This is a genomic window from Klebsiella sp. YJ (assembly GCF_002108615.1).
In the GTDB taxonomy this organism is placed as follows: domain Bacteria; phylum Pseudomonadota; class Gammaproteobacteria; order Enterobacterales; family Enterobacteriaceae; genus Klebsiella; species Klebsiella planticola.
On the sequence record NZ_MTEG01000023.1, the window covers coordinates 1 to 24,782 of the forward strand.

At 55.9% G+C, this 24,782-nt stretch carries 23 protein-coding genes and 2 pseudogenes; 9 read left to right on the forward strand and 16 right to left on the reverse strand.

Going from position 1 to position 24,782, the window contains the following annotated elements:
- Nucleotides 1-119 precede the first annotated feature (119 nt).
- The 3 genes and pseudogenes from BV390_RS21590 (at nt 120) to BV390_RS21595 (ending at nt 690) form a co-directional block, all read left to right on the forward strand.
- Nucleotides 120-359 (forward strand): hypothetical protein, encoded by a 240-nt coding sequence (locus tag BV390_RS21590; RefSeq protein WP_179275596.1) that lies wholly within the window; start codon nt 120-122, stop codon nt 357-359.
- A gap of 38 nt (nt 360-397) precedes the next feature.
- Nucleotides 398-535 (forward strand): annotated as a pseudogene (locus BV390_RS31565) (ubiquinol oxidase subunit II); the annotation flags it as partial.
- 47 nt (nt 536-582) lie between these two features.
- Nucleotides 583-690, forward strand: coding sequence for a DUF2474 domain-containing protein (locus BV390_RS21595; RefSeq protein WP_257331908.1), 108 nt, complete (start codon nt 583-585; stop codon nt 688-690).
- A 71-nt stretch (nt 691-761) separates the two neighbouring features.
- Here the strand turns inward: BV390_RS21595 and BV390_RS21600 are convergent, their stop codons facing one another.
- Together BV390_RS21600 and BV390_RS21605 are read right to left on the reverse strand one after the other, a co-directional pair.
- Complete coding sequence (locus tag BV390_RS21600; RefSeq protein ID WP_047664897.1) at nt 762-1,331, reverse strand: HdeD family acid-resistance protein; 570 nt, start codon at nt 1,329-1,331, stop codon at nt 762-764.
- 369 nt (nt 1,332-1,700) lie between these two features.
- Nucleotides 1,701-2,846, reverse strand: coding sequence for a mechanosensitive ion channel family protein (locus tag BV390_RS21605; protein WP_048619454.1), 1,146 nt, complete (start codon nt 2,844-2,846; stop codon nt 1,701-1,703).
- Between the two features lie 108 nt (nt 2,847-2,954).
- Here BV390_RS21605 and BV390_RS21610 point away from each other — a divergent pair.
- A pseudogene (locus BV390_RS21610) lies at nt 2,955-3,371 on the forward strand (sigma-70 family RNA polymerase sigma factor); the annotation flags it as partial.
- Between the two features lie 92 nt (nt 3,372-3,463).
- Here BV390_RS21610 and ivy read toward each other — a convergent pair.
- The gene (ivy, locus tag BV390_RS21615; protein WP_032696195.1) at nt 3,464-3,910 is read right to left on the reverse strand and encodes an Ivy family C-type lysozyme inhibitor; all 447 of its coding nucleotides are present in this window, start codon (nt 3,908-3,910) and stop codon (nt 3,464-3,466) included.
- A 440-nt stretch (nt 3,911-4,350) separates the two neighbouring features.
- Between ivy and BV390_RS21620 the strand changes: the two genes are divergently transcribed.
- On the forward strand, nt 4,351-6,786 hold the full coding sequence (locus tag BV390_RS21620) for a glucose/quinate/shikimate family membrane-bound PQQ-dependent dehydrogenase (protein ID WP_046852503.1): 2,436 nt from the start codon (nt 4,351-4,353) through the stop codon (nt 6,784-6,786).
- A 261-nt stretch (nt 6,787-7,047) separates the two neighbouring features.
- Here BV390_RS21620 and BV390_RS21625 read toward each other — a convergent pair whose 3' ends face one another.
- From BV390_RS21625 to BV390_RS21645, 5 genes are all read right to left on the reverse strand, one after another.
- On the reverse strand, nt 7,048-7,437 hold the full coding sequence (locus BV390_RS21625) for a VOC family protein (protein WP_085397324.1): 390 nt from the start codon (nt 7,435-7,437) through the stop codon (nt 7,048-7,050).
- Between the two features lies 1 nt (nt 7,438).
- Nucleotides 7,439-8,773, reverse strand: a complete 1,335-nt coding sequence (gene fucP, locus BV390_RS21630; RefSeq protein WP_032696198.1) for an L-fucose:H+ symporter permease — start codon at nt 8,771-8,773, stop codon at nt 7,439-7,441.
- A gap of 36 nt (nt 8,774-8,809) precedes the next feature.
- On the reverse strand, nt 8,810-9,751 hold the full coding sequence (locus BV390_RS21635; RefSeq protein ID WP_032687719.1) for a ribokinase: 942 nt from the start codon (nt 9,749-9,751) through the stop codon (nt 8,810-8,812).
- An 11-nt stretch (nt 9,752-9,762) separates the two neighbouring features.
- Entirely contained in the window at nt 9,763-10,452 is a 690-nt protein-coding gene (alsE, locus tag BV390_RS21640; protein WP_085397325.1) for a D-allulose 6-phosphate 3-epimerase, read from the reverse strand.
- A gap of 121 nt (nt 10,453-10,573) precedes the next feature.
- Nucleotides 10,574-11,374: a DeoR/GlpR family DNA-binding transcription regulator gene (locus BV390_RS21645; protein WP_032696200.1), complete on the reverse strand. Its 801-nt coding sequence runs from the start codon at nt 11,372-11,374 to the stop codon at nt 10,574-10,576.
- Nucleotides 11,375-11,775: 401 nt separating this feature from the next.
- Here BV390_RS21645 and deoC point away from each other — a divergent pair, with 401 nt between their 5' ends.
- The 3 genes from deoC to BV390_RS21660 all read left to right on the forward strand — a co-directional run bounded on the left by deoC (nt 11,776) and on the right by BV390_RS21660 (nt 14,889).
- Nucleotides 11,776-12,489, forward strand: a complete 714-nt coding sequence (gene deoC / locus BV390_RS21650) for a deoxyribose-phosphate aldolase (protein ID WP_032687722.1) — start codon at nt 11,776-11,778, stop codon at nt 12,487-12,489.
- A gap of 53 nt (nt 12,490-12,542) precedes the next feature.
- Complete coding sequence (locus BV390_RS21655) at nt 12,543-14,048, forward strand: xylulokinase (RefSeq protein WP_032687723.1); 1,506 nt, start codon at nt 12,543-12,545, stop codon at nt 14,046-14,048.
- Between the two features lie 67 nt (nt 14,049-14,115).
- The gene (locus BV390_RS21660) at nt 14,116-14,889 is read left to right on the forward strand and encodes a DeoR/GlpR family DNA-binding transcription regulator (protein ID WP_032687725.1); all 774 of its coding nucleotides are present in this window, start codon (nt 14,116-14,118) and stop codon (nt 14,887-14,889) included.
- Between the two features lie 75 nt (nt 14,890-14,964).
- On the opposite strand, the gene BV390_RS21665 is transcribed toward BV390_RS21660, so the two are convergent.
- The 6 genes from BV390_RS21665 to BV390_RS21690 form a co-directional block, all read right to left on the reverse strand.
- A complete protein-coding gene (locus BV390_RS21665; RefSeq protein ID WP_085397326.1) occupies nt 14,965-15,843 on the reverse strand; it encodes an NAD(P)-dependent oxidoreductase in 879 nt (292 codons plus the stop codon).
- 260 nt (nt 15,844-16,103) lie between these two features.
- Nucleotides 16,104-16,820: an ABC transporter ATP-binding protein gene (locus BV390_RS21670; protein ID WP_032687729.1), complete on the reverse strand. Its 717-nt coding sequence runs from the start codon at nt 16,818-16,820 to the stop codon at nt 16,104-16,106.
- A complete protein-coding gene (locus BV390_RS21675) occupies nt 16,817-17,692 on the reverse strand; it encodes an ABC transporter ATP-binding protein (protein ID WP_032687730.1) in 876 nt (291 codons plus the stop codon). Before BV390_RS21675 ends, BV390_RS21670 begins: the two co-directional genes overlap by 4 nt.
- Nucleotides 17,689-18,975 carry a high-affinity branched-chain amino acid ABC transporter permease LivM gene (gene livM, locus BV390_RS21680; RefSeq protein ID WP_032696203.1) on the reverse strand — a complete coding sequence of 429 codons (1,287 nt, stop codon included), beginning with the start codon at nt 18,973-18,975 and terminating at the stop codon, nt 17,689-17,691. The genes BV390_RS21675 and livM overlap by 4 nt, the downstream gene beginning before the upstream one ends.
- A 10-nt stretch (nt 18,976-18,985) precedes the next feature.
- The gene (locus tag BV390_RS21685) at nt 18,986-19,900 is read right to left on the reverse strand and encodes an ABC transporter permease subunit (RefSeq protein ID WP_015584333.1); all 915 of its coding nucleotides are present in this window, start codon (nt 19,898-19,900) and stop codon (nt 18,986-18,988) included.
- Between the two features lie 99 nt (nt 19,901-19,999).
- Nucleotides 20,000-21,058: a branched-chain amino acid ABC transporter substrate-binding protein gene (locus tag BV390_RS21690; RefSeq protein ID WP_162180097.1), complete on the reverse strand. Its 1,059-nt coding sequence runs from the start codon at nt 21,056-21,058 to the stop codon at nt 20,000-20,002.
- Nucleotides 21,059-21,770: 712 nt separating this feature from the next.
- Between BV390_RS21690 and BV390_RS21695 the strand changes: the two genes are divergently transcribed.
- Nucleotides 21,771-23,177, forward strand: coding sequence for a glycoside hydrolase family 10-like protein (locus BV390_RS21695; RefSeq protein ID WP_032696370.1), 1,407 nt, complete (start codon nt 21,771-21,773; stop codon nt 23,175-23,177).
- Here the strand turns inward: BV390_RS21695 and BV390_RS21700 are convergent.
- Nucleotides 23,110-24,441 (reverse strand): type II toxin-antitoxin system HipA family toxin, encoded by a 1,332-nt coding sequence (locus BV390_RS21700; protein ID WP_032696204.1) that lies wholly within the window; start codon nt 24,439-24,441, stop codon nt 23,110-23,112. The two genes, BV390_RS21695 and BV390_RS21700, sit on opposite strands and share 68 nt — an antisense overlap.
- Nucleotides 24,441-24,713: a type II toxin-antitoxin system antitoxin HipB gene (hipB, locus tag BV390_RS21705; RefSeq protein WP_032696205.1), complete on the reverse strand. Its 273-nt coding sequence runs from the start codon at nt 24,711-24,713 to the stop codon at nt 24,441-24,443. Before hipB ends, BV390_RS21700 begins: the two co-directional genes overlap by 1 nt.
- Between the last annotated feature and the right edge of the window lie 69 nt (nt 24,714-24,782).

A 24,782-nucleotide genomic window follows, 5' to 3' on the forward strand; every position in this document is an offset into this window, starting at 1 on the left:
CCCAGATCGATACCAATAAGCGCAATGTTTTCCATGATGGTTCTCCGAATGAAAGCCTGTCCTCAGCATAGTACTGGGAAGGAGGGAGTGACCATCTCATTAAATATCCTAACATTATCATGCATATCACCCAGCCTAAAGCGATCATTGATTGTCTGGAATCGGGTCTGGAGGCGGTCTCGCTGTTACCCGCTTCCGAGGTGGATGCCCGACGTCTGGAAAAGTGTTTCGTCATTCCACTGGCCCCTTCCCCTGATATTTTCTTTCCGGCAATGGTCAAAATGTCGGCAATGTCAGAGATTAGCGAGATAACGGATATCCTGCGTGACGGCCTGATCATGGGTCAGCCCACCGCCTAAGCCGTTTCGCGGAAAAATATTCTTCACCCGTCCGCAGCGCCTATAACCGCCGGGCAAGCGATGGTCCCTTTATGCTGACCCTCGGGTTGATTTTCCCTGGTTTTACCGACCTCGGGATTAGCATCTGGCCAAATATGGCTCCGCCGTCGATCTCTGTCTGGCTGGCCGCCTCTCCGCGCTGATGAGGCTACCATTGAGGCATACATTAACGGAGAACACGGCTATGAACAGCGAAAACGAGACGCCTCGCCCGTTCTGGAAAAAGCGGATGTGGATGGTCATTATCAGGGCGGCCAGCGTGCTGGCGCCAGGAGTAGTGGCGACGCTGTAAGCTGCTGATGGCCGCCGCCGGTAAGAACAGACCGGGCTACCCAGCTGGCCCGGCCTTTTTACCCGCCGCGCTTAACCGCGTTTAAACAGGCGGGCGGCCTGGAACAAGCCGAAAGAACTCACCAGCATCTCAATCCCCACAATTGCGGTAACCAGCGTCACCGAAGCTTCCGGCCCTGAACCGATCAGCGTCCAGGCGATGACCAGATCGAGAATACCGATGACAAACTGCAGCCAGTTTCCCGGCAGCCCGCGATGTACATACCCCGCGACCAGGCGCGCGATACCGCCAAAAGCAAACAGCACCGCCAGATAAACGGCCAGCGCCAGAATCCCCGCCAGCGGGCTGGAGATAAAAACATAGCCAAAGAGTAGATAGGCGATACCGAGCAGAATACCGCCGATCGTGGGCCAGGTGTTTTGCGCACGGTTGGCAAACATACCAACGATTAATCCCGCTCCGCTCAGCATTAGCAGGACGCCGACGAAAATGCTCAGTACGGTCCCGGTGGCAAATGGATTGATCAGGCACATCAGTCCGCCAACCAGTAACAGGAAGGCAACGACCAGCAAAACCCCGCGCTGTTTTTTGAAGATCTCTTCACTCAGAAGTTGAGGAGTATGACGGTCAAAATTTAGCATAATGTATCTCCATGATTGGCTCTCCCTATCCGCTGGCTGCCTCGGAATGAGGGGCCGAAGAGCGTGGTTATGTCAGATTAAAATAACGATCGGGTTGATATGTATCGGTGGTAAAGGTTTCTGTCGGGTCATATGCAAAAAATTACGTTCGATGGCGTTGCTGATAGCGTTGAGCGGCAGGTCGTTAGGATCGATGCCAAAATTTTTTAACGTCCTTAAACAAGACTTCTTTTTATATTACTGACCCGATGACCGGTGCGCCGGGCCTGTTTTGCGCCCCCGGCAAGCGGGCATTTCACCCTCCTGACTTGCCGCAGGTGAAATCAGCTTTAAGCGTAGCAGAAGGAGTAATAACGGGATGCTATGCGCTCATGAAAGCTGATGGATCTTCAGATCAAACAACGAGATGATGCCCATCAGGTGAGAAAAGATCTCACTCTGTAGTTGCTCATAGGCGACCCACTCGGTTTGGCTGGCAAAGGCATAGAACTCGACCGGCAAACCGTAGGTGGTGGACGGTAGCTGTCTGACCATCAGCGTCATGTCCGTTCTGATAGCTGGATGCTGCGCCAGCCAGGCTTTAGCGTATTCCTGAAACAGTTCGATATTGGTTTTCGCCGCTGAGTCAGCGGCCATCAGCGACGCTAATGCGTCATGATTAACGATTGCCTGTTTCCCCTCAGGGGTCAGGATGCGTACCGTGGCGATATCGACATTAATCGTACGCTGGATGCGCCTGGCGCCATGCTCCACCATATAGCGCCAGTTTTTAAACGAGCCGGAAACCAGGGTATAGGTCGGAATAGTGGTGATGGTATTGTCAAAATTAAGCACCTTGACCGTCGTCAGCCCGATATCCTGGACGGAGCCATTGGCGCCGAGGGAATCCAGTTCAATCCAGTCCCCCGGCTGCAGCATATCATTCGCGGCAAGCTGTATCCCGGCGACCAGCCCCAGGAGCGGGTCTTTAAAGACCAATAGCAGCACTGCCGCAATGGCGCTTAAGCCACTGAACAGAATGAGCGGTGATTTATCAACCAGCAGTGAAATAAGTAAAATACTATAAATCACCGCCCCCGCCAGCTTGAGGCTTTGCTGAAGGCCGTGATAAGGCAAGCCCTTAAACTGAAGGTTTGTTTTGAGTAAATCGCAGATAACATCAATAAAGGCATAAAATGCGAGCAGCGCAAATGTCAGGGTCCAGATCCGCGCGCCGGTCAGGATCCACGCCAGTATTTCATGGTGTGGGTTGGCAATGAATGACAGCTGGGCGGCCAGCACTGCCCCTTGCAGGGTTAATACCATACGATGAAAGAAGTGATGATGGGTAACGATCGTCAGTTTTGATGTTTTTTTCTTCGCGACTTTGCGATCGAGATATGGCAAAACCAGGTAGTGGGCCACGCAGTGTAAAAGAATAAAGATGGCCATCACCCGCAGCACCGGTATATCGCTATTCAATACCATGTCGTGCAAATGCTGGTATAAATCATTATCCCTAAAATAGTACATCATAATTTTCTGCTTATTTCCGACTATATATTTTGCTAGTGGCGTGATTTTAGCGCAAGCCCCCGCCCGGCGAAACCGGCCCGTCTCCGCGACCATCGCAGATGGCAAACGGAAGGCAACATCGGGCTGATGAAAGCCGTACGCCGCTTCGACCCGGACGTCGGGGTCAGGCTGGTGTCGTTCGCCGTACACTGGATCAAGGCCGAGATCCACGAGTACGTGCTGCGTAACTGGCGCATCGTCAAAGTGGCGACGACTAAAGCCCAGCGCAAACTTTTCTTTAATCTGAGAAAAGCCAGGCAGCGCCCTGGCAGGTTCAATCATGATGAAATAGAGATGGTCGCCCGAGAGCTGGGTGTCTCAGCGAAAGATGTCCAGGAGATTATCCGCGCGCGCTGGCTGGATGAGGACAATAAAGCCACGCTGCACGAACTGGCGGAACGCTACGGGATATCGGCGGAACGGGGGCGTCAGCTGGAGCAAAATGCGACGAGGCGGCACAGGCGCGCCGGCCTTGCCCGTCGCTGAGGCACCGGCCGCCCGCGAAAAACCGGCGGCAGGCGCCTGCTCAGCCAGCGACGACAACAGCCCCGTCGCGGATTGCCCTTTAAGCCAGCGGATTATTTAAAGTGAAAACTTTCCGGATGGTTATCCAGACTGCCGCTCAGCGCGGCAAACAGCACCGTTTTACCGTCTATCGATAGCTCATCGGGAACATTCAGCCAGCTGAGTTTCTGCTCGGCGCCGTCCTCAGCGCTCACGGAAAAGACGCCGGTCATTTTTTTTGCCTCCTGAGAATAGAGCACCGCAATACTTTGTGACGCACAGTCATGCGGTTTGCAGGACTGGAGAACGACATAGCGGACGCCGCCAATAGTCACGTTCTGCGGCTGCGATGAGGTTCCCCCCTGGGTAACCCACTCTGGTAGCGAGTGGTGCTGCGTCATCTGCGCAAACAGGGCCTGAGTCTGCGTATTTTTCGCCAGATCGCTGACCGTTAATTCACTCCCGGCGCAGGCGGAAAAAGCCATGACGGACAGTAACGAGATAATCAGATTGTTCTTCATTCAATGAACTCCATTTCTGTTCAATACGATGCGATTACCGCAACCACGGTAATTAAAGCATATCCCGCGCCGGGGACAAGTCCGCTTAACTTTCGTATAAACACCGGCGCAAACGAACAGGCGTCATCTCCCCTCTCAACCGTTGTATCTTCTGGCCTCTGAGATCCCGCCGACATCATATGTGGACCATTCGGTTAACTGAAGCTGGTTTCAGGTTTTTTCCCAGCGATCCGATGGTTTGAAAAAAGCTTTTTAACGACGATTGTACAAATTTGTTAAAAAAATGGTTTAAAAAGCATGAGTAGTTAACATTGACCTGAACCAGGTGGTACAATTACCTGCTGAATGATTATGCTGAGGTCGTTGTACTTCTTTCTACAGAAGAGATCTGCCCGCATGACCCTGTAACAACTATCACGCTTTTTTCGGAGAGTTCCTGCATGTCTGAATTACACGACCGGCCGAGCCCTGTGCTCAGGATATGGTGCTGTATATTAGGGGTGGCGCTAAGTCTTAGCGGCCTGTTCTTTGCCATTGAAGGGGGAAAACTGATTTCTCTCGGCGGTAGCTGGTATTTTCTTATTGCCGGCATAGTGATGCTCTTCTCTGCCGTCCAGTATTTCCGCAGTAAATCCTCTGCTGTGGTGTGGTTCATTCTGGTTTTTTTGGGGACGCTGATTTGGGCGTTGTTTGATGCCGGCTGGGATTTCTGGCCGCTGGTCTCCCGTCTGATGGTCCCCACCGGCTTTATGCTGTTTGGCTTTGCCACCTGGCCCGCGCTGCGTCAGCGCGAAGGCAAGAGCAGCTTCAGCAAACTGTCTTATGCCCTCGCGGTCGTATTAGCCGCCGGCATGCTGGGCGCCTTCGTACAAATGTTCCAGCCGCACCCGACCGTCGCCTTCAAAGGGGAAGAGCTGCCGCTGATCCCGGTTGAGCCAAATAAAGCGCAAAAAAACTGGGAAAACTACGGTAATACCCCCGGCGGTGACCGCTTCGTCGCACTCGATCAGATTAACCGTAACAACGTCAAAGACCTGAAGGTCGCCTGGACTTTCCATACCGGCGATATTCCGATCAGCCCTGGCGGGAACGGCGCGGAAGATCAGCAAACGCCGCTGCAGGTGGGTGATAAAGTTTTCCTTTGTACTCCGCATAACAACGTGATTGCCGTTGATGCAAACAGCGGTAAGCAGATCTGGAAACGTGAAATCAACGCCCAATCTCAGGTATGGAACCGCTGCCGCGGTCTGGCTTATTTCGATGCCACCAAACCTATCGTTCAGCCTGACGTACCGGGTTCCACCCCGGTACCCCTGCCGACTTTGGCCGCCGGTGACACCTGTCAGCGTCGTATCCTGATGAACACCATCGATGCCCGCCTGGTCGCTATTAACGCGGATAACGGTGAGTTTTGCTCCGCCTTTGGTAATAACGGCATCGTTGACCTGAAAGCCGGTCTGGGTGACGCCAGCGATCCGAAATATCAGCTGACCTCTGCCCCGACCCTCGCCGGAACCACCGTTGTGGTGGGCGGCCGTGTCGCCGATAACGTGCAAACCGATATGCCTGGCGGCGTTATTCGTGGCTTCGACGTCATCACCGGTCAGATGCGTTGGGCTTTCGACCCGGGCAACCAGGATCCTACGGCCAAATTGCAGGAAGGCCAGACCTACGTCCGCAGTACGCCTAACTCATGGGCCCCGATGTCTTACGATCCGGCGATGAATACCGTGTTCATGCCGATGGGTAGCTCATCCGTTGACCTGTGGGGGGCCAACCGTACTGCGCTCAACCACAAATACGGCGCGTCCGTGCTGGCCGTCGATGCGACTACCGGTAAAGAGAAGTGGGTTTACCAGACGGTTCATAACGACCTGTGGGACTTCGACCTGCCGATGCAGCCCAGCCTGATCGACTTCCCGATGAAGGATGGCACCACCAAACCGGCGGTGGTGATTGGCGCGAAAACCGGACAGATCTTTGTGCTCGACCGTCTGACCGGTAAGCCGCTGACCGAAGTCAAAGAACTGCCGGTCAAAACCCGCACGATTCCGAACGAACAGTATTCTAAAACGCAGCCGTTCTCCGTCGGCATGCCATCGATTGGCAATGAAAAGCTGAGCGAATCGGATATGTGGGGCGCAACGCCGTTCGACCAGCTGATGTGCCGTATCAGCTTTAAATCGATGCGTTATGATGGTCTGTTCACCGCGCCGGATACCGATAAGTCCCTGAGCTTCCCGGGCTCATTGGGTGGCATGAACTGGGGCAGTATGTCTATTGACCCCAATAATCAGTACCTGTTCGTCAACGACATGCGTCTTGGCCTGTGGGTGCAGATGATCAAGCAGGACAACAACCGGGCGGCAGCCAGTAACGGCGGCGAGTCGGTCAACACCGGGATGGGTGCCGTACCGCTGAAAGGCACGCCGTATGGCGTGAATAAAGACCGCTTCATGTCTCCGCTGGGGATCCCATGCCAGAAACCGCCTTTCGGTACGCTGTCGGCTATCGATCTGAAGACCCAGAAAATCGTCTGGCAGGTTCCGGCCGGTACGGTACAGGATACCGGACCGTTTGGTATCAAAATGCGTGTTCAGATGCCGGTTGGCATGCCTACGCTGGGCGGTACGCTGGCGACTCAGGGCGGACTGGTGTTCATTGCCGGGACTCAGGACTATTACCTGCGCGCCTTCGATACCTCGAGCGGCAAAGAAGTGTGGAAAGCCCGTCTGCCGGTAGGCAGCGGCGGTACGCCGATGAGCTATGTCTCACCGACAACCGGTAAACAGTACATTCTGATCTCGGCAGGCGGCGCCCGCCAGTCTCCGGATCGTGGGGATTACGTGATTGCCTACGCGCTGGACAATAAATAAGTCTCAGTCTGGCGTAAATTGATACCCGCTCCGGCGCTATCCGCCGGAGCTTTTTTTTACCCGTCTCACCGGATGCGTCCCGTTGTTTGTGACATTTCGGCGGGTGGAAAATAAATCAGGCAGGTTATTTAACCTGCCTGGATGCTTTGCTAAGGCGCCAGCAGACTGACTTGCCGACCCAGGTCATCGGTGCGCCCTGCCCACCAACCGGTAGACAGCCCTTTAACCCTATTGTTATCAAAGGCGTGCGCGAAGTGAGTATTACGCCAGAGACTGGTCAAACTCGAGACGTTCGCCATCCGGGCCACGAATCAGCAGGAACCGGACCTTCTCTTCCTCGACCGGCCTTTCATCCAGCGGATAACCTAACGTCGTGAGCATCGTCATGACCGCAGCAAGATCGCTGACTTCCAGCGCGATATGGTCTATCCCGCAGCGAGCGCGATCGAAGGCGAGGCCATTGGGTAGCTGGTACAGCTCCAGTACCACCCCACCCATTTCGATAAACGCGACTTCAATATTCCCGCTCGCCGAGGGTTTGCTAAAACGGCGCTGCAGCACAAAGCCGAGGGACTGATAAAAGGCCAACGAGCGCACGATATCCTGCACCTGGTAGCCGATATGAGCTAAATTACGTATCAGGTCACGCATTTTATACTCCTTTACGCACGCACCAAAAGCCATAGAAAGCGACATACACAAAGCATAACAACGGCACCATAAAGGCGATTTGCATATTGCCGCCGTTGAGATCGGAGATAATTCCCATCGCTAACGGAATCACCGCCCCGCCGATGATCGACATCACCACAATGGAACCGGCGGTTTGCGTATCTTTGCCCATCCCTTTAATCACCAGACCAAAGTTGGTTGGCCAGCACGGAGCCATGCAGAAGCTCACCAGTATCAGCGCATAGACCGCTAACATCGAGTGGCTGAAGACCGCAACCAGCAGCAGCACCGTCGCCACTGATGCAAACGCTCCCAGCAGCGCCGCGGGATTCAGACGATTCATCAGCCAGGTGGCGATACCTTTACCGATGGCATAGATAACCAGTGAGGCCAGCAGCCAGTAGGTGGCGGAGTGCTCGCTGGTCCCATGCTGAACAAGCTGTACGAAACGAATAGTGAAACTCCAGACGCCAACCTGCGCCCCGACGTAGAGAAACTGCGACAGGACACCCAGCCGAAAACGCGGCAGCGCAAAGAGACGTTTCAGCGTCGGTCCCATACTCTCGCCTGGCGTCTGCTGCTGCTGAGATTGTTCCCCCTTGCAGGACGGGAACTTAATAAAGACAAAAACCAGCGCCAGCACAACCAGCACCGAGCCAATAATCAGATAAGGTCCGACGACCTGACTCACCATCTGATGCCGCGCCGCTTCTGCCATCTCAGCGGGCATGGCCAGCAGTTGTTCGTGACTCGGATCGTGTTCGCCGAAGACCATCACCTGACCGATAAGGACGCCGGAAATTACCCCCAGAGAGTTAAAAATCTGCGAGAAGTTAATGCGCTGCGTTGAAGACTGTATCGGTCCCAGCAGACTGGAATAGGTATTGGCGGATGTTTCAAGAAAAGAGAGGCCGCAGGCAATCACACCCAGGCAGGCAAGGAAAGCGCCATACGTCATAATTTGAGCCGCGGGCACAAACAGAAAGCAGCCCAGCGCGTACAGGCATAAGCCAATCACGATCGCCACTTTATAGGAGTAGCGTTTGATCAGCGCGGCGGCGGGCAGCGCCACAAAGAAGTAGCCAAGGAAAAAAATCGACTGTACCAATGCCGTTTGGGTATCGGTCAGATCGAAGCCCTTTTTAAACTGGGCAATCAGAATATCATTCAGGTTACCTGCCATACCCCAGAGGGCAAACAGGCAGCACACCAGTAAAAACTGTAGCCAGGGGGTATGCGCCAGATAGGCGCTGGTATCCAGCTTTTCGTGGTGAACCGCATCTTTCTCCACTTTGTCAGTAATCAGCGTACTCATGGTCTATCCTCGTTATCGTTTTTTTACAGTAGGGTTTCAGGCCACTTCAACATCAGAAGTGGCATGGGCAAGACGTTCCAGAGCTTCTTCATAATCGGGCAAAGATGAGGCGCCGCGCCTTTCGACGCTGACCGCGGCATAGGCCGCCGCAAACCGGGTGGCCTCATGGAGCGCATCGCCGCAGGCAAGGCGGGCAGCAAGTGCCCCATTGAAGGCATCGCCTGCTCCCGTGGTATCACAGGGCTGAGAGGGGAAACACGGGATATGGATTTTCACGCCCTGTTCACTCAGTAAAGCGCCGTTCGCCCCGAGGGTAATGATGACGTTTTTCGCTCCGCGCGAGTGCAACACCTCGGCCGCCTGTTCGGCGCCAGGCAGATCGTCTACCCGACATCCGGTCATCAGCCAGGCTTCCGTGGCATTGGGGGTCAGTAAATCCACGTTGCTGAGAAAGACATCGTCGACCGGTTGCCAGGGGGCGGGATTGAGCACCACGAAGGCGCCGGAGGCCCTGCCTGCGGCAACCACCTGTTCAATAGCAGAGAGATTATTCTCCAGCTGAACCAGCACCACATCGGCGCAGCCGATCGCCGGAATGCAACCGGCAATTTCATCATCGGTCACCGTCATGTTGGCGCCAGGATCGACGGCAATCATGTTTTCAGCATCATCGCCTGCGACATAGATAAGCGCGTTACCGGTGGGGACCTCATCGGTCACCAGTAAGGTGACGGCATTAAATCCCACTGTCTTGAGATGCCGGCGCGCGAAGTGGCCAAAAGTATCTTCACCAATCTTGCCGATATAGTGGACATTGGCACCGGCCTTCAGCGCCGCCGTCGCCTGATTTGCGCCTTTGCCACCGGCGCTGGTCATACTCCCGGAAGCGACCAGGGATTCGCCAGGAACCGGAAAGCGTTCAACCCGGGCAACCATATCGCAGTTAAATGAACCAAATACACAGACTTTGCCTGACATTGCTCTCTCCTTTATGCGTGGGCCGGGGAATGACTCGCCTCGTCAAGATCCTGGATCAGCGTGTCCCAGGCCTGAGCAAGTGGTACATCCGGGCGGAATAAACCGCTGCTTCCCAAAATCAGCACCTGGGCGCCTGCCTCAAGCAATTTCCGGTAGGTCTGGCGGTTACATGAGCCATCAACCTCGATAAGAAAGCTGAGTCCACGCTGTTGCTTGAGCTGCTGAAGCCGGGCGATTTTTTCGACCATTTCAGGAATAAAAGGCTGACCGGCATAGCCGGGATCCACGGTCATGATGGTGACTTTATCGAGCAGGTGTAGGTAGTGGCTGAGCGTTTCCAGCGGCGTGGCGGGATTCAGCACCATACCGACCTGTTTGCCGGCCTGGCGCACGGTATTGATCACGCGGAAGGCTTCACGACTGATGGTTTCAGGGTGAACGGAGATGGCGTCCGCTCCGGCGTCCAACAGGGCCGGGATAAACGCCATCGGCTCTTCGACCATCAGATGAACATCGACAGGTAAAGTGGTCCAGGGGCGAATTTGTGCCACGAAGCTGGTTGAGAGCGCCAGGTTTTTGACATAGTGGCCATCCATCACATCAACATGCAATCTGTCCGCTTTGCTGTTCAAAAAGTTCAGCTGGTCGCTCAGCTGCATCATGTCCATACACATGAGTGAGGGGGAAATGTAATAACGCATAATGCCTCTCTGTTTCGGTATTGATTCCGGTCATTCGCTGATTTCAGGCAAAGTCTGGCCCCACCGCACGGTGCGGTGTGTCGACAATGCATAGATTCACCGTCACGACGTGACGGTACACTCAGGCAATTTGTGTGCTGACGTTATGCCAGGTCATCTCTTTTTCGAGCAGCGGATCATCAAATGCTTCGGTTATCAAGCAATCCAGTTCTCCCAGACCGCCGATCCTTGCCACCCCCAGCCGTCCCAGCTTGCTGCTGTCGATCAGCGCCACGACCCGACGGGCTGCCATCATCATTTGCTTTACCTGGGCGGCATGAGCGTCCGTTCCGGCATACAGACCGCTGTCGCGCTCCAGCCCCTGACACGAGAAGAAAAACGTATCGATGGCATATTCGCGCAGCATGCGTCCCGTCATTTCGCCGAAGAAAGCCTCCTCGGTCGGTGAAAAATCACCGCCTAGACCAATCAGGTGTAAGGAGCGACGGCTCATCAGCGCCTGCAGAATAGCGACAGACGGCGTGATAACCGTTAACGCCATCTCGGGTATCTGGCGTGCCATAAACCAGCTGGTACTGCTGCTGTCCAGGAGAATGGTGTCCCCAGGCTGTAGCAGCTGCAGCGCTTTGCGGCCAAGACGCATTTTGGCTTCGCTATGCCGCAATGTACGTTGCTGAAAGCTCCCTTGCCCATCCTGGATCGGTAGACCAGACGGGAGCCCCCTGGGAGTGGGCGGTGGGTTTTCGACCAACAGCGCCCCGCCGTGACTGCGGTTTAAAACACCTTTTCGCTCCAGTTCACTGAGATCCCGACGTACCGTTTCACGAGAAACCCGGGTTGCTTGCGCAATCTCATCGACCCGCATGACACCATGTTGGCCTAACAACTCGACAATTAAGCGATGACGTTCCAGCGGTAACATAACTCTCTCTCCTGCAGTGCCTGATAAGATTACCTTGCCCGTCGATGGGGTGCTGCGACCGTGAAAACGTCCAGCAAAGATGGCGGTGCCCTCGTCACTTCATGTGATGAAAATCACATTTCTCCCCCTTCCAGCGACGTTTTTTCCCTCTTTTGACCGCCATCCGGTCACAAACAAAAGCAAACAAAAACCCATCCCCCTTTGCTTTTGTGCCCGTTTATGACCGTTTGTGACTGTGTGGTCATCGTGTCTTCCTGTACCGCCCTGTTAATTAAAAGCAAATGAAAATAAAAAAATGCCTGTTTGATCACATTATTTTCATTTAATGCGTTTTCTAATGTAAAAACGTGAGTATAAATCGTTAAATGAAAACAACTGAAAACAGATGACAGGAACAGACTATGAATGAGACCACTCGCCGTTTTGCCCGCTTAATTGACCTCAGCGCCGTCCAGGCGACCAGTACGGAAGCAGATATTCGTGCCTGTGCGGAACTGGCTACCCGCTACAACATCATTTCGGTGCATGTGCTGCCCTGCTGGACACGCTTTCTCAGTACGCTACTGCCGCAACAGGGACGGGGCGATATCATGATTGGCGGCCCGGTTGGCTTCCCTGGCGGTGGCCACGCAACCGATATTAAGGTCCAGGAAGTCCGCCAGCTTATTGCTGACGGTGCCCGGGAAGTGGATATGGTGGTGAATATCGGCAAAGTATTGTCCGGGGATTATGACTATGTGCGCCAGGATTTGCGGCGGGTTGTTGAAGCCGCAGCGCCGGTACCGGCAAAAGTGATCCTCGAAACCCACTATCTCAATGAGGAACAGATCTGTCGGGTTTGCGATATTGCCGTTGAGGTGGGGATGAAGTGGGTGAAAACGTCCACCGGCTGGGCCCCTACCGGTGCGACCCCGGAAAAGGTCAGCATCATCGCCGGACAGCTGAAAGGTTGCATCGACATCAAAGGTGCGGGGGGAATTCGCGATCTGGATACCGTGCGCGAGCTCTACCGGCTTGGCGTCCGCCGCTTCGGCATGAGTCTGGGGGCGGTGACCACCGTGCTGGCCCAACTGGAACAAAATCCGGACCTCTTCCCTGAACTGAACGCCTGTTAAAACCTGCGCCTGCGGGCCTGAGGGCCCGCCTTATGATGTCACCGGAGTCAGTGATGAAAAATAAAATATTAACCATTGATGTCGGCACCGGGAGTACCCGCGCCGCCATCCTGAGGGCCGATGGTTCTCTCGTGGGGTTTGCGCAGCGGGAATATGAGCAAACGACTCCTCGTGCAGGCTGGTCGGAACAGGCACCTTCTTTGTGGTGGCAATCTGTCTGCGACTGTATCCGCGAAGTTCTGTATCGTTTCCCCGATGTCCGCTCGCAGATCGCCGCGATAGGCGCCTGCGGACAAATGCATGGCACCGTACTGCTGGATAGCGCGGGTCAACTCGTCGAAGACAAAGCGCTGTTGTGGAATGACAAACGGAGCCAGCCGCAGGTCGACGCTTTTATTGTTCGCGAAGATGCGGAACGTTGGCTGCGCCATCTGAATAATCCCCCGGCAGCCGCCTGGCCTGCCTTTAAGCTGGCGTGGTGGCGGGAACATTATCCTCAGAGCGCGGCTCGCATCGCGAAGATATTAATGCCGAAGGATTTCATTAACTTCATGCTGACCGGCGCCATCGCCACCGATTACAGCGAGGCCTCCTGCTACTTTCTGATGGACAGCGAAAGCCGCAGCTGGTCGCCACAGGCGCTGGAATTGTTTGGCCTGAGACGGGAGCAGTTACCGGATCTGAAACTGTCCAGCGAGGTGATCGGCGAGGTTACCCGTGAGGCTTCGACGCTGACCGGCCTGCCCGCAGGGATCCCGGTGGTCGCCGGGACGTCAGATATGGCGGCCACCCTGCTGGGTTCCGGCGTATATCAGCCTGGAACGGCATCCGATTCTACGGGGACCTCCACGCTGATCACGGTGGTATCGCCGCAACCGTTGTTGCATTCACGAGTCAATAACCTGCATCTGGCAAACCAGGTCTGGGGCGGGTTTACCCTCCTCGATGCCGGCGGCGATGCGGTACGCTGGGCGCGCCAGGCTCTGGCAGAAAACCACATTACACACCCGGAACTGCTGCAGCTGGCGGCCGAAGTCCCCGCCGGTGCGGAAGGATTATTGTTTTTGCCCTACTTAACCGGTGAACGCATGGCGGATCACACCAATTCGCGCGCGCAGTTCTTCGGCCTGCAGCGTAAGCATGGTCGCGGACATTTATTGCGGGCGGTTCTGGAAGGGGTCGCGTTCGCTTCGGCGCGTAATCTTCGTCAGTTACGCCAGTGCGGGCAGCATCCCGAGCAGATGATCGCCTCAGGGGGCGGCGCACGCAGTCGGCTGTGGCTGGAAATCAAAGCGGCTGCGTACAATCTTCCCATTATATCGACGCGCAATCCGGAGAATGGCGTCACCGGATGCGCTATTATTGCCGGCGTTGGCATCGGGATGTATGCGGATTTTGCCGATGGCGTTCGGCATACGGTGCAGTTCGACGAACCGGTGATGCCTGACCGGCGTCTGCAGGAATATTATCAGTCCTGTAGCGAACTTTTTGATACGCTTTACCAACAATCCGCGCCATTATACGATCGCCTGGATGCGTTAAGTCGCGGGCCAGCCTGAAGGTGAGCCTTGCGGCCGCGGCCGGAATTTTCTCGCTGAAGGTGACATCGTCCGTAAGAGAGGCACAATGTTTGCAGAAGAACGACAGGAAAAGTTACTCAGTATTCTCCGGGAAAAACGCAAGGTTGCGGTTTCCGAGATGTGTGAAGTGTTCAATGTGTCTGGCGCAACCATTCGTGCCGATCTCCGTCAGTTGGAAGAGGCCGGGATGCTGACCCGCACCCACGGCGGCGCCGTGCTGCGCACCCGGGCCAGTTTTGAGCAAGCCTCCGATATGCGGGAAGTCGTCAATCTGACCGCGAAAGAGCGTATTGGCCAACGCGCCGCGGCGCTGGTAGAAGATGGCGATATCATCGTGCTGGATACCGGCACCACCACGCTGCATATCGCCCGTCATATCCGCGATCGGCAGAATGTCACCGTGGTGACGAATGATTATCAGATTGCCCGTGAACTGGAGGCCAGCCCCACTATTCAGATCATCCTGCTGGGGGGGATCGTCAAAAAAGGCTACCACTGCGTGGTGTCCATCAACGGACGTTCTATTCTCGATACGCTTAATGTGGATAAGGCCTTTATGGGGGCCAACTCGCTCTCCGTCAAGCACGGCGCCTGTGTGGCCGATATTATGCTGGCGGAAACGAAACGCGGCATGGTGGAACATGCCAGTCAGGTGATTGTGGTGTGTGACTCCAGCAAGCTCAATAATACCTCGCTGGCGCAGTTCGCCCCGGCGGAACGTATCGATACTCTGGTAATTGACCGTCTCCCTGACGATGCGCAAGCGTATCAGACCGCCGGGATCCAGATTATTACACTGGATGAAGATGCCCTTCCCTGAACATCCCTCCACTGGTCCTACGTTAAGAGCGCGGCAGTATCACACCACCTTCACGTCGACCTCTGCACTTCGCGCTTAGTACCCGCTTGTCGGCTGTCCCGCCAGCCAGGCATACACCGATGCCAGGTCACGATCGGCATACCCCTCATCGGCGGCTTCATCCCAGCAGTCGGCGATAGTGGCCAGGATCGGCAACGGCGTGTCTTCCGCCGCGTCGAGCGCCAGCCGGGCATCTTTCAGCGCATGGCTGAGCTGCATCTGCGGAGTAAAATCATTCGCCGCGATCATCTCCAGCTTGGCTTTCACATAAGGTGCCGCCAGCGGGCCACCGTCAAGCGCGCCCCAGAATGCTTCTGGAGTAAAACCTAATTTCGCCGCCAGTAACGTACTTTCTGCCACCCCTTCCATCATGGTGATCAGCCAGGCGTTCAGTACCAGCTTCATTTTCTGACTGTTGCCGGCGTCGCCAAACCATTGTGTGCCGCGCGCAATCGCGGCAAAGACGCTCTCGGCCTTCACGCCTCGCTGACGATCCCCGCTGGCAAGCACCAGAATTTGCGCATTCTCCGCCGGTTTTTTGGTTCCCGACACCGGCGCATCAAGGTAGATCATCGATGGGCGAAGCGATGCCAGCAGGTCAACGGCCTCCCGTGTTTCTTCGACGCCAATCGTCCCCATCTGGCAAAAAACGGCGTCTGGCTGGCAAACCGGAGCCATTTCGCGGATCGCATTCCGGGTTGCTTCACCATCGGTCAGTACCGACAGAATCACCTCCGCCGACGCCGCGGCCTGTTGAGGGGTCGCGTGACGGATTAATCCGCTGGCTATCAAATCCTCACCCCGCTCAGGGGTACGATTCCAGCCGTGAACGGTGAAGCCTTTTTTTAACAGATTGCTGGCAAAAGCATGCCCCATAGCACCGAGCCCAATAACGGCAACAACCGGTAAGTTCATTCCATTTCTCCCGCGTTAATTTCGCACCTGCATAGCGTCCCGGGCGGCAAACCGTCCGTCCAGGTGACGTCGGTAGCGCGCTAACCGGGTAAAGTGCATTCAGTATGCCCGTATCGGCGGAATAAAGGCCAGCACGTTTATCGTCTTTATCCTGCAGAAATCAGTGGCTTGCCCTGGCGAGAAAAACAAACGCCGGCGGGAAATCGCCGGCGGATGGGAACGGGTTGCTTTTAATGGTTAAACAGTGACGCTGTCACTTATCAGGCCACGCCGAGATAGGCATTTCTCACCTCCGGGTTGTTCAGCAGCTCCCTGCCCGTTCCGCTTAATTGAATCTGGCCATTCACCATGACGTAGGCGCGGTCAGACAACTTCAGCGCATGATGCGCATTTTGTTCCACCAGAAACAGCGTCATACCCTGCTGCGTCAGCTCTCGCAGGATCTGGAATATCTGTTTGACCACCAGCGGCGCCAGTCCAAGACTGGGCTCATCCAGCAGTAACAGTTTTGGCCGGCTCATCAAGGCGCGGGCAATGGCCAGCATCTGCTGCTCGCCCCCCGATAACGTCATGGCGCGTTGCGCCCGTCGCTCTTCAAGACGAGGAAAAAGCTGATACATTCGCGCTTTGTCCTCATTCTGATAGCGGCTGCCCACGGGAATGGTCCCCATCAGCAGGTTTTCTTCCACCGTCATATCGGCAAAAATCCGTCGCCCTTCCGGCGCCTGGGCAATACCGTTACTGGCAATAAAATGGGTAGACCGTCGGCTGATATCCTCGCCGCGATAGCGAATCTCTCCTGCGGCGATGCGTGGCTGGCCAAAAATAGACATTAACAGCGTGGACTTCCCGGCGCCGTTGGCGCCGATCAGCGCCACCGTCTCCCCTTCATTCACCGTTAAGGAGACCTGTTTCAACGCCTGGATCTGGCCATAGAACACATCCACCTGACGAAATTCAAGCAACGGTTGGCTCATTCGGCAAGCTCCTCTTCATCCGTCCCCAGATAGGCCGCGATCACGCTGGTATTTGACTGAATCTCCTTCGGTTCGCCGCGGGCGATCACATCGCCATGATCGAGCACGATCACGTGATCGGAAATCTCCATCACCATCCCCATGTCGTGTTCAATCAACAATACCGTCACGCCGTGATACTGGCGCAGGAAGCGGATAATCTTGCTCAGCGCCTGGGTCTCAACGGGATTAAGCCCCGCCGCCGGTTCATCCAGACAGATCATCTCTGGCCCGGTACACATCGCGCGGGCAATCTCCAGCCGCCGCTGCTGCCCGTAGGAGAGCGTTCCCGCCAGCAGGTTAGCGCAATCCGCCATACCGACCACCTCCAGCCAGTAGAAGGCCCGATCCAGCGCCCGGTTTTCGGCGTTTCGATACCCGCGGGTATTTATGATCCCGGCGAGTAAATTACGATTTACCTGCATATGCTGGGCCACCAGCAGATTTTCAATCACCGACATCTCACGAAACAGCCGGATATTCTGAAAGGTTCGTGCCAGCCCCGCCCGGTTAACCAGATGCGTCCCACCGAACATTTTGTAATACAGCCGCGATCCCAGCGCGGCTGGATGGAGAAAATCCGTCGGATGAAGCTTTTGTCCCAGTACCTGAATCACGTCGGTGATCCGCGAACGGGCATGCAGCCTGATCGCCCCGCCGGTTGCCCGATAAAACCCGGTCAGACAGTTAAACACCGTGGTTTTCCCCGCGCCATTAGGGCCAATCAGCGCGGTAATCGACCCTCTTTTGACCTCAAGATTGACATCATTGAGCGCTTTAATGCCGCCAAAATGCATCATCAGATGCTCAACCTGCAAAATATTGTCATTCATGGCGCCACTCCCTTCCGTACCGCCACCCCCGTACGACTGGTACGCACCAGCCCACGCGGCCGCCAGATCATCATCAGCACCATCAGTACGCCAAACAGCAGCACCCGATATTCGTCGAACCCCCTGAGCAGTTCCGGGGCCACCGTCAGGACAAACGCTGCCAGCACCACCCCCAGCGTCGAGCCCATTCCCCCCAATACCACGATGGCCAGAATCAGCGCCGACTCAAAAAAGGTAAACGAGGTCGGGTTAACAAACCCCTGATAGGTGGCAAAAAAGACCCCGGCAATTCCCGCCGTAGAGGCTCCCAGCATAAACGCCGAGAGCTTCACCAGCACATGGTTCAGCCCCATAGCCCGACAGGCTATCTCATCTTCACGCAGCGCCTCCCATGCGCGGCCGATAGGCATTCGCGTCAGCCGGTGCTTAATAAACAGCACCAGCAGGACCACCAGGCAAAGCACGGCGTAGATAAAGATAAATTTGAGGTTGGGGTTATAGCTGATGTGCAGAAACTCGTGGATCGGCACCCCGCCGTCTTTTGCCCGCCGGCCAAACTCGAGGCCGAACAGCGTCGGCGCCGGGACGGATACCCCATTCGGGCCGCCGGTAAAACTGACCCAGTTATTCAGCACCAGACGGATAATTTCACCAAAGCCGAGGGTGACGATCGCCAGATAATCGCCATGCATTCGCAGCACCGGAAATCCCAGCAGCGCACCGGCCAGCGCCGCCATAATGGCGCCTGTCGGCAGCATTGCCCAGAATCCCAGCCCCAGATACTGATAACCCAACGCCAGCCCGTAGGCGCCAATGGCATAAAAGGCCACATAGCCCAGATCGAGCAGGCCCGCCAGCCCGACCACAATATTCAGCCCCAGTCCCAGCAGGACATAAATCAGCCCAAGAATCGCGACCGTCAGCAGATATTTCGTGGCGATGATCGGGAACAGGATGGCGAGGAGCGCCAGCAGCGGAATGACCCAGCGCAGCCGCGATCGATAACCGGCGGGTCTCACGTATACGCCATCATTCGTTCCTTCAAAGCGGGCGAGGAACTGGCGACCGCTGCGACTTTGCAGCATCAGACTGAGCAGCAGTCGCCCGATCATCACGATGCCAACCAGTATCAACACCCGCTGGGTTGACAGATTGTAACTGTAACCTTTCAGCACAATGCCCACGATCGGGCCAAATACGATCAGCGCACACAATCCGGCCAGGATGCTGTCGATCAGGCAGCGCCTGATATCCACTCCTGGCTTACGGGACACTTCAGCCATGTTTGACCCCTTAAACCTTGGCAACCATCGGGCGACCCAGCAGCCCTTGCGGGCGGAAAATAAGGATCGCCACCAGCAGCGCGAAGGAAAAAACATCTTTATAATCCGAGTTCACCAGCCCGGCGAACTGCGCTTCGGCTACCCCCAGCAGTAAACCGCCGAGCATCGCGCCGGGTAGCGAGCCGATCCCCCCCAGCACGGCGGCAGTAAAGGCTTTGATGCCGATGATAAAACCGATATAGAAATCAAAAGTGCCGTAGTTCATGGTCACCAGCACTCCAGCCAGACCGGCCATCGCCGCGCCTATGACAAAAACCAGCGAGATCACCCGATCGGTATTAATCCCAAGGATGGCGGCCATTCGTCGATCCTGCTGCGTCGCCCGGCAGATACGACCGAGCCGGGTATGCTGGATTATCCAGGTCAGGACGATCATGCCTACCAGCGCCGCGACGAGGATAAAGATTTTGGTCCAGGTGATTTGCACGATGCCGTCGCCAACCTCAAAACGCAGTACGCCGGAGAGCAGCGTCGGGATCCCCTGTTGATTGGGACCCTGGCTGATTTGTACGTAGTTCTGCAGAATAAGCGACATACCGATAGCCGAAATCAGCGGTGCCAGGCGGGTTGAGTTGCGCAACGGCCGGTAGGCGATACGTTCGATAGTCCAGCCGTAGACCCCGGTCACCACAATGGTGAAGACCAGCGTGCCGAAGATCAGCAAAGGAAAGGAGTGAATCCCAAATCCGGAGAGCAACGCCAGCCCGATAGCGCACAGATAGGCGGAAATCATGTACACCTCGCCGTGAGCGAAGTTAATCATGCCGATAATGCCGTACACCATGGTATAGCCGATGGCGATTAATCCATATACGGCGCCTAGCGTCAGCCCATTGATCAATTGTTGTAGAAAGAACGCTTCCATAGACACCATCCTGCCGGTAAACGGGCAGCGAACAGCCTGGCGCACCGCCGCTGCCTTTTCGCGAATAGCCCCTTGTGAAGGGGCGGAAAGTTCTGGCGGTTAGAGCTGGTGATATTTGCCTTTATCATCCCACTTATAAACCACGTAATCCGATACCTTCAGATCGCCCTTGCCATCCCAGGCTTTTTTGCCCATCACGGTATCGACGCTGTGGTTTTTCAGCCATTCGCTGGCTTTGGTGTTATCGGCTCCGACGGCATTATAGGCTGCGGCGATCGCCTGGATCGACGCGTAGGCATACAGGGTATAGCCTTCCGGTTCGAAACCGCTGGCGCGGAATTTTTCAATGACGGCTTTCCCTTCCGCAATGGTGCGCGGATCCTGACCGAAGGTCATCAGCACGCCGTCAGTGAACTGCGGGCCGCCGGCAGCGGTCACCAGCTCTTCCGTCACAATACAATCGCCGGAGAAGAATTTCGCCTGTACCCCCTGTTCCCTCATCTGACGAACCAGCGGGCCGGCTTCCGGATGGCAGCCGCCGAAATAGACCACGTCAGGCTTCAGCGCGCCAATTTTGGTCACCAGCGCGTTGAAGTCCTTCTCGCCACGGGATAGCCCCTCGTACAGCACCTCTTTCGTCCCGCGTTTCGCCAGCGCGGCGCGGGTGGCATCCGCCAGCCCCTGGCCATAGGTATCTTTATCGTGAATCACGGCGATTTTCTTCGCCTTTAGCACATCCAGCATATAGTTCGCCGCAATAGCCCCCTGCTGGTCGTCGCGACCGCACATGCGGAACATATCTTTCATCCCGCGTTCGGTGATTTGCGGGTTCGTCGAGCCCGGGGTGATCGTCAGAATACCGGCCTCGTCATAGACCTCTGAGGCAGGCATGGTGGATGACGAACAGAAATGCCCCACCACGGCGGAGACGCCGGACTCATCGACCAGACGGTTCGCCACGGCGACCGCCTGTTTGGGTTCACAGGCATCGTCCCCCTGAACCAGCACAATTTTTTCGCCTTTAATTCCTCCCGCCGCATTAATATCCGCCGCCGCTTGCGAGGCCCCTTTCCAGTACTGGGCGCCATAAGTCGCATTCGGCCCGGTAAACGGTCCGGCAACACCAATCTTCACATCCGCCTGTGCGTAAAATGCCATGCTCATACAACCCGCAATCGCAAAATGAAGAGTCAACTTTTTAAGTTTCAGAGACATTCGATATTCCTCAGCGATTTATAGCCTTGCGCCCTGTAATGGCGCGGAAAATATCAATTACTGTTTGGTTTGCCGAAGGCTGACACTGTGCCGTCACGGCCGGGGTGGAAGAAGCAAAAATCCCGCCAGGGAGAAATGGCGCGTCAGATCGCTTAGTGATGGATGGCAATAACGCGTGATAACAACGTTACCGCCTCCGGCTGACGTGCATTTCTGTACGAGTCAGGAGGTCTGTTGCCATCACGTGGCGAGTCGGGAACTGCGGCGTCCATATCGACCAGCGAGCTAAACATAGTTGCTCTTTGCACTCGTTGCGCACTGCCCTGGTGCAAAAGTGCGAAAATGATCATGAGAGTGAATAATTTTGTTGCGGTATTGTGAACAATATAACAAGACGTGCGAGAAGCGGCGCGTTAACGGGGATTCCGCGCTATGGACTCATAGCCCACTCTTATGATTTCCATCGTGCAGGCGGAGCTCACTTCCGGGAAAAGGAGGCGATAACGACCCGACGCTGTCGCGGCGTAGTTAACCGCCAGGGCCCGCCCTGCCAACATAACAGCAGGTCAGACGCGGGGAATACACACACTGATTGACTTGAATTCGAATCGTAGGAGAATGCATCTTCACGCAACGGCCTATAACGATGACGAATATGATTTTCTGCTCTCGTAGCGTCCCTGTTTTCTTTAAAGCGACCCTGTCCGCCGCGGCGGTGGCCGCCGCGCTGCTGTTGGTTAGCTGTTCCGGCAAACCGCCCGCCTCTCTGGTGACCCCGCTTCCCCCGGCGCTGAAACAGCCCCATTTACCCAAAACCCATGAGCCGGTACGCGGCGTCTGGCTGACAACGGTGTCTCGTCTTGACTGGCCGCCTGTCGCCTCGGTGACGATTGGCGACCCAGCGGTTCGTATCCGCCAGCAGCAGCAAGCGTTGACCGATAAACTGGATAAGCTGCAAAGCCTCGGCATCAATACCGTCTTCTTCCAGGTCAAACCGGATGGCACCGCGCTGTGGCCGTCAAAAATTTTGCCCTGGTCCGATATGCTGACCGGCCATATCGGCCAGGATCCGGGCTACGACCCGCTCCAGTTTATGCTCGATGAGGCCCATAAACGCGGTATGCGGGTCCATGCCTGGTTTAACCCCTATCGCGTTTCTGTGAACACCCGGCCAAAAACCGTCAGCGAACTCAACGGGACTCTCTCGCAGATCCCCGCCAGCGTTTTCGTGCTGCATCGTGACTGGATTCGTACCGCCGGCGACCGCTTTGTCCTCGACCCGGGGATTCCGGAAGTGCGCGACTGGATAACCAGCATCGTTGCCGAAGTGGTGGAACACTACCCGGTTGACGGCGTGCAGTTTGATGATTATTTCTACACCGAATCGCCGGGTTCAGCGCTGAACGACACCCAGACCTACCGGAGATATGGCCAGGGATACGCCTCCAAAGCGGACTGGCGGCGACACAATACCCAACAGCTGATTGCCCAGGTGTCACGCACCATCAAACAGCTCAATCCCGATATTGAGTTTGGCGTCAGTCCTGCGGGCGTCTGGCGTAACCGATCACACGATCCGGCAGGTTCCGATACCCGCGGCGCGGCGGCGTATGATGAGTCTTACGCCGACACCCGCAGCTGGGTTCAACAGGGCCTGCTTGACTACATCGCCCCCCAGCTGTACTGGCCCTTTGCCCGTGATGCGGCCCGCTATGATGTGCTCGCTAAATGGTGGGCCGACGTGGTGAAACCGACCGGTACCCGGCTGTATATCGGCGTGGCGCTGTATAAAATTGGCGAGCCGTCGAAAAATGAGCCCGACTGGATGGTCAACGGCGGCGTTCCGGAACTGAAGAAGCAGCTGGATTTGAACGAATCGATGCCGCAAATCCAGGGGACGATTCTGTTCCGGGAGAACTATCTCAACCAGCCGCAAACTCAGCAGGCGGTGAACTACCTGAAAAGCCGCTGGGGAAGTCGCGCCGGGCCTTCGCTCAGCCCGACGCTAACGCCGCCATTGCGTTCTGCAAGCGTGAATGGACCCACAGTAAGCGATCGGTGATCGCCTCATACACCGGTGGTGAAAAGTCATGCGGTAAAGTTTCCTTTACCGCAGCAACCGCGTGGGGAACGTTATCGACAAAATAGCGCAGAATCTCCAGCATCTGCTCCTCGGCAAACCCCACCTCTTTCGCCGTGGCGAGGAAGTGACGCGGATAGAGCGTCTGGATCTCCGTTTTGCGCCCTTTACTGGCCTTCAGGCTCATTGACAGCCGGAGATCGCTCAGGTGCAGCCCCTTCCCGCCAAGCAGCGGAAACGCGGAGATAATGTCGTAGAATGGGGTTAAACGATAGCTGCCGCCCGGCTGGAGGAAGATCGAGAAGTTTTTCGCGTGGCCATCGGTTGCGCCAATCAGCCACTGGAACACCATAAACTTCATAAAGTTATAGCGATCCTCGAGCGCCTCGCTGGATCCAACCAGAAAAGCCATAATCGCCCGAATGCCCGGCCCGCCGTCGGACTCATACTTAATCGATGACGGAATGCCGAAGGCCTGACACAGATCCTCCTGCGGTAAACGCAGCAGCACCGTCTTCTCCTGCGCCCAACGACGGTCGAAACGCTCAACCGCCAGCGCCCTGATGCTGGCGGTCTGGATAATGCTGGCGCGCGGAACGGCAAAACCCAACGCCCGGGCCAGCGCCAGACACAAATATTCGTTATCTACGCTTTCGCTGAGATCCAGCACCGCATCCGGCTGTTTGATCTCGCCGATAGGCAGTTTAATGATATGGGTGGTCGGCGTGGTCCCCGTCGGTATACACCACTGCTCGCCGATTTTCAGCAGCGCGGTTTTCTCCTGGGCCCCGGCCACCGAGATCCTGAAATCATCGTGTTCGTTGACCATCCCGAGCGGTATATCCGACTGGTAGGCCGTCAGCAGCGCATCCAGGGCGTGGCTATCCAGCGCCTCCCAGCTCAACGCTCTCCGGGTTGCGTTTTCCCCTGGCGGGAGTAACGTGACCGCCCCGACGCTGTCGCGTCCGATCTCGGCCAGCAGATCAAAAGGCTGCTTTGAACGCGCCTGATAGCGCTTAACAATGCGGTCCCGCACCCGCGGGCTGTCCGGCAGCAGGTTGTCAAAATAGTTAAACACCGCATCGTCGGTGATGTTACCGTACTGCAGCGGGAGCGACAGAGAGAGCGGCCTGGCGCGAGGATTGCGCATCCACGCCTCTTCATAGCGAAAGAGATGGGCGCCGTTCGCCTGCTTGATAAGTTCGCCGACTCGCTCATTGTTCATCCATGTCACGAGAGTAGCCATTACCAGTCCAGATCCTGTGGGTTATCACTGCTATCGTTGGTATCCGGCGCATTTTTTTCGCAAATCGCCATCGACAGTTCCAGTGACTGTAAAATTTTAAACACCGTGGTTAACGTCGTTTTCTCAGGATGATTTTCAAAGTTAGAGACGGTAGCCTGTTTAATCCCCATACGCTGAGCCAGGTCGCTCTGCGTCCACTGGTTTTTCTGGCGCACCAGCTTGAGATAGTTTGCCAGCTGAACCGGGCTGTATATTCCTGGTGAAGGGCTCATCGTGTCTCCTTATCCTCTTCTGCGGATAAAACACTATTTATACCCTGTCGGGGATAATGTCAACCCGGT

Bases quoted from the DNA above. Each gene is read 5' to 3' on its own strand.
- BV390_RS21590 (WP_179275596.1), top strand. From the start codon at position 120: ATGCATATCACCCAGCCTAAAGCGATCATTGATTGTCTGGAATCGGGT.
- BV390_RS21595 (WP_257331908.1), top strand. From the start codon at position 583: ATGAACAGCGAAAACGAGACGCCTCGCCCGTTCTGGAAAAAGCGGATG.
- BV390_RS21600 (WP_047664897.1), bottom strand. From the start codon at position 1,331: ATGCTAAATTTTGACCGTCATACTCCTCAACTTCTGAGTGAAGAGATC.
- BV390_RS21605 (WP_048619454.1), bottom strand. From the start codon at position 2,846: ATGATGTACTATTTTAGGGATAATGATTTATACCAGCATTTGCACGAC.
- ivy (WP_032696195.1), bottom strand. From the start codon at position 3,910: ATGAAGAACAATCTGATTATCTCGTTACTGTCCGTCATGGCTTTTTCC.
- BV390_RS21620 (WP_046852503.1), top strand. From the start codon at position 4,351: ATGTCTGAATTACACGACCGGCCGAGCCCTGTGCTCAGGATATGGTGC.
- BV390_RS21625 (WP_085397324.1), bottom strand. From the start codon at position 7,437: ATGCGTGACCTGATACGTAATTTAGCTCATATCGGCTACCAGGTGCAG.
- fucP (WP_032696198.1), bottom strand. From the start codon at position 8,773: ATGAGTACGCTGATTACTGACAAAGTGGAGAAAGATGCGGTTCACCAC.
- BV390_RS21635 (WP_032687719.1), bottom strand. From the start codon at position 9,751: ATGTCAGGCAAAGTCTGTGTATTTGGTTCATTTAACTGCGATATGGTT.
- alsE (WP_085397325.1), bottom strand. From the start codon at position 10,452: ATGCGTTATTACATTTCCCCCTCACTCATGTGTATGGACATGATGCAG.
- BV390_RS21645 (WP_032696200.1), bottom strand. From the start codon at position 11,374: ATGTTACCGCTGGAACGTCATCGCTTAATTGTCGAGTTGTTAGGCCAA.
- deoC (WP_032687722.1), top strand. From the start codon at position 11,776: ATGAATGAGACCACTCGCCGTTTTGCCCGCTTAATTGACCTCAGCGCC.
- BV390_RS21655 (WP_032687723.1), top strand. From the start codon at position 12,543: ATGAAAAATAAAATATTAACCATTGATGTCGGCACCGGGAGTACCCGC.
- BV390_RS21660 (WP_032687725.1), top strand. From the start codon at position 14,116: ATGTTTGCAGAAGAACGACAGGAAAAGTTACTCAGTATTCTCCGGGAA.
- BV390_RS21665 (WP_085397326.1), bottom strand. From the start codon at position 15,843: ATGAACTTACCGGTTGTTGCCGTTATTGGGCTCGGTGCTATGGGGCAT.
- BV390_RS21670 (WP_032687729.1), bottom strand. From the start codon at position 16,820: ATGAGCCAACCGTTGCTTGAATTTCGTCAGGTGGATGTGTTCTATGGC.
- BV390_RS21675 (WP_032687730.1), bottom strand. From the start codon at position 17,692: ATGAATGACAATATTTTGCAGGTTGAGCATCTGATGATGCATTTTGGC.
- livM (WP_032696203.1), bottom strand. From the start codon at position 18,975: ATGGCTGAAGTGTCCCGTAAGCCAGGAGTGGATATCAGGCGCTGCCTG.
- BV390_RS21685 (WP_015584333.1), bottom strand. From the start codon at position 19,900: ATGGAAGCGTTCTTTCTACAACAATTGATCAATGGGCTGACGCTAGGC.
- BV390_RS21690 (WP_162180097.1), bottom strand. From the start codon at position 21,058: ATGGCATTTTACGCACAGGCGGATGTGAAGATTGGTGTTGCCGGACCG.
- BV390_RS21695 (WP_032696370.1), top strand. From the start codon at position 21,771: ATGATTTTCTGCTCTCGTAGCGTCCCTGTTTTCTTTAAAGCGACCCTG.
- BV390_RS21700 (WP_032696204.1), bottom strand. From the start codon at position 24,441: ATGGCTACTCTCGTGACATGGATGAACAATGAGCGAGTCGGCGAACTT.
- hipB (WP_032696205.1), bottom strand. From the start codon at position 24,713: ATGAGCCCTTCACCAGGAATATACAGCCCGGTTCAGCTGGCAAACTAT.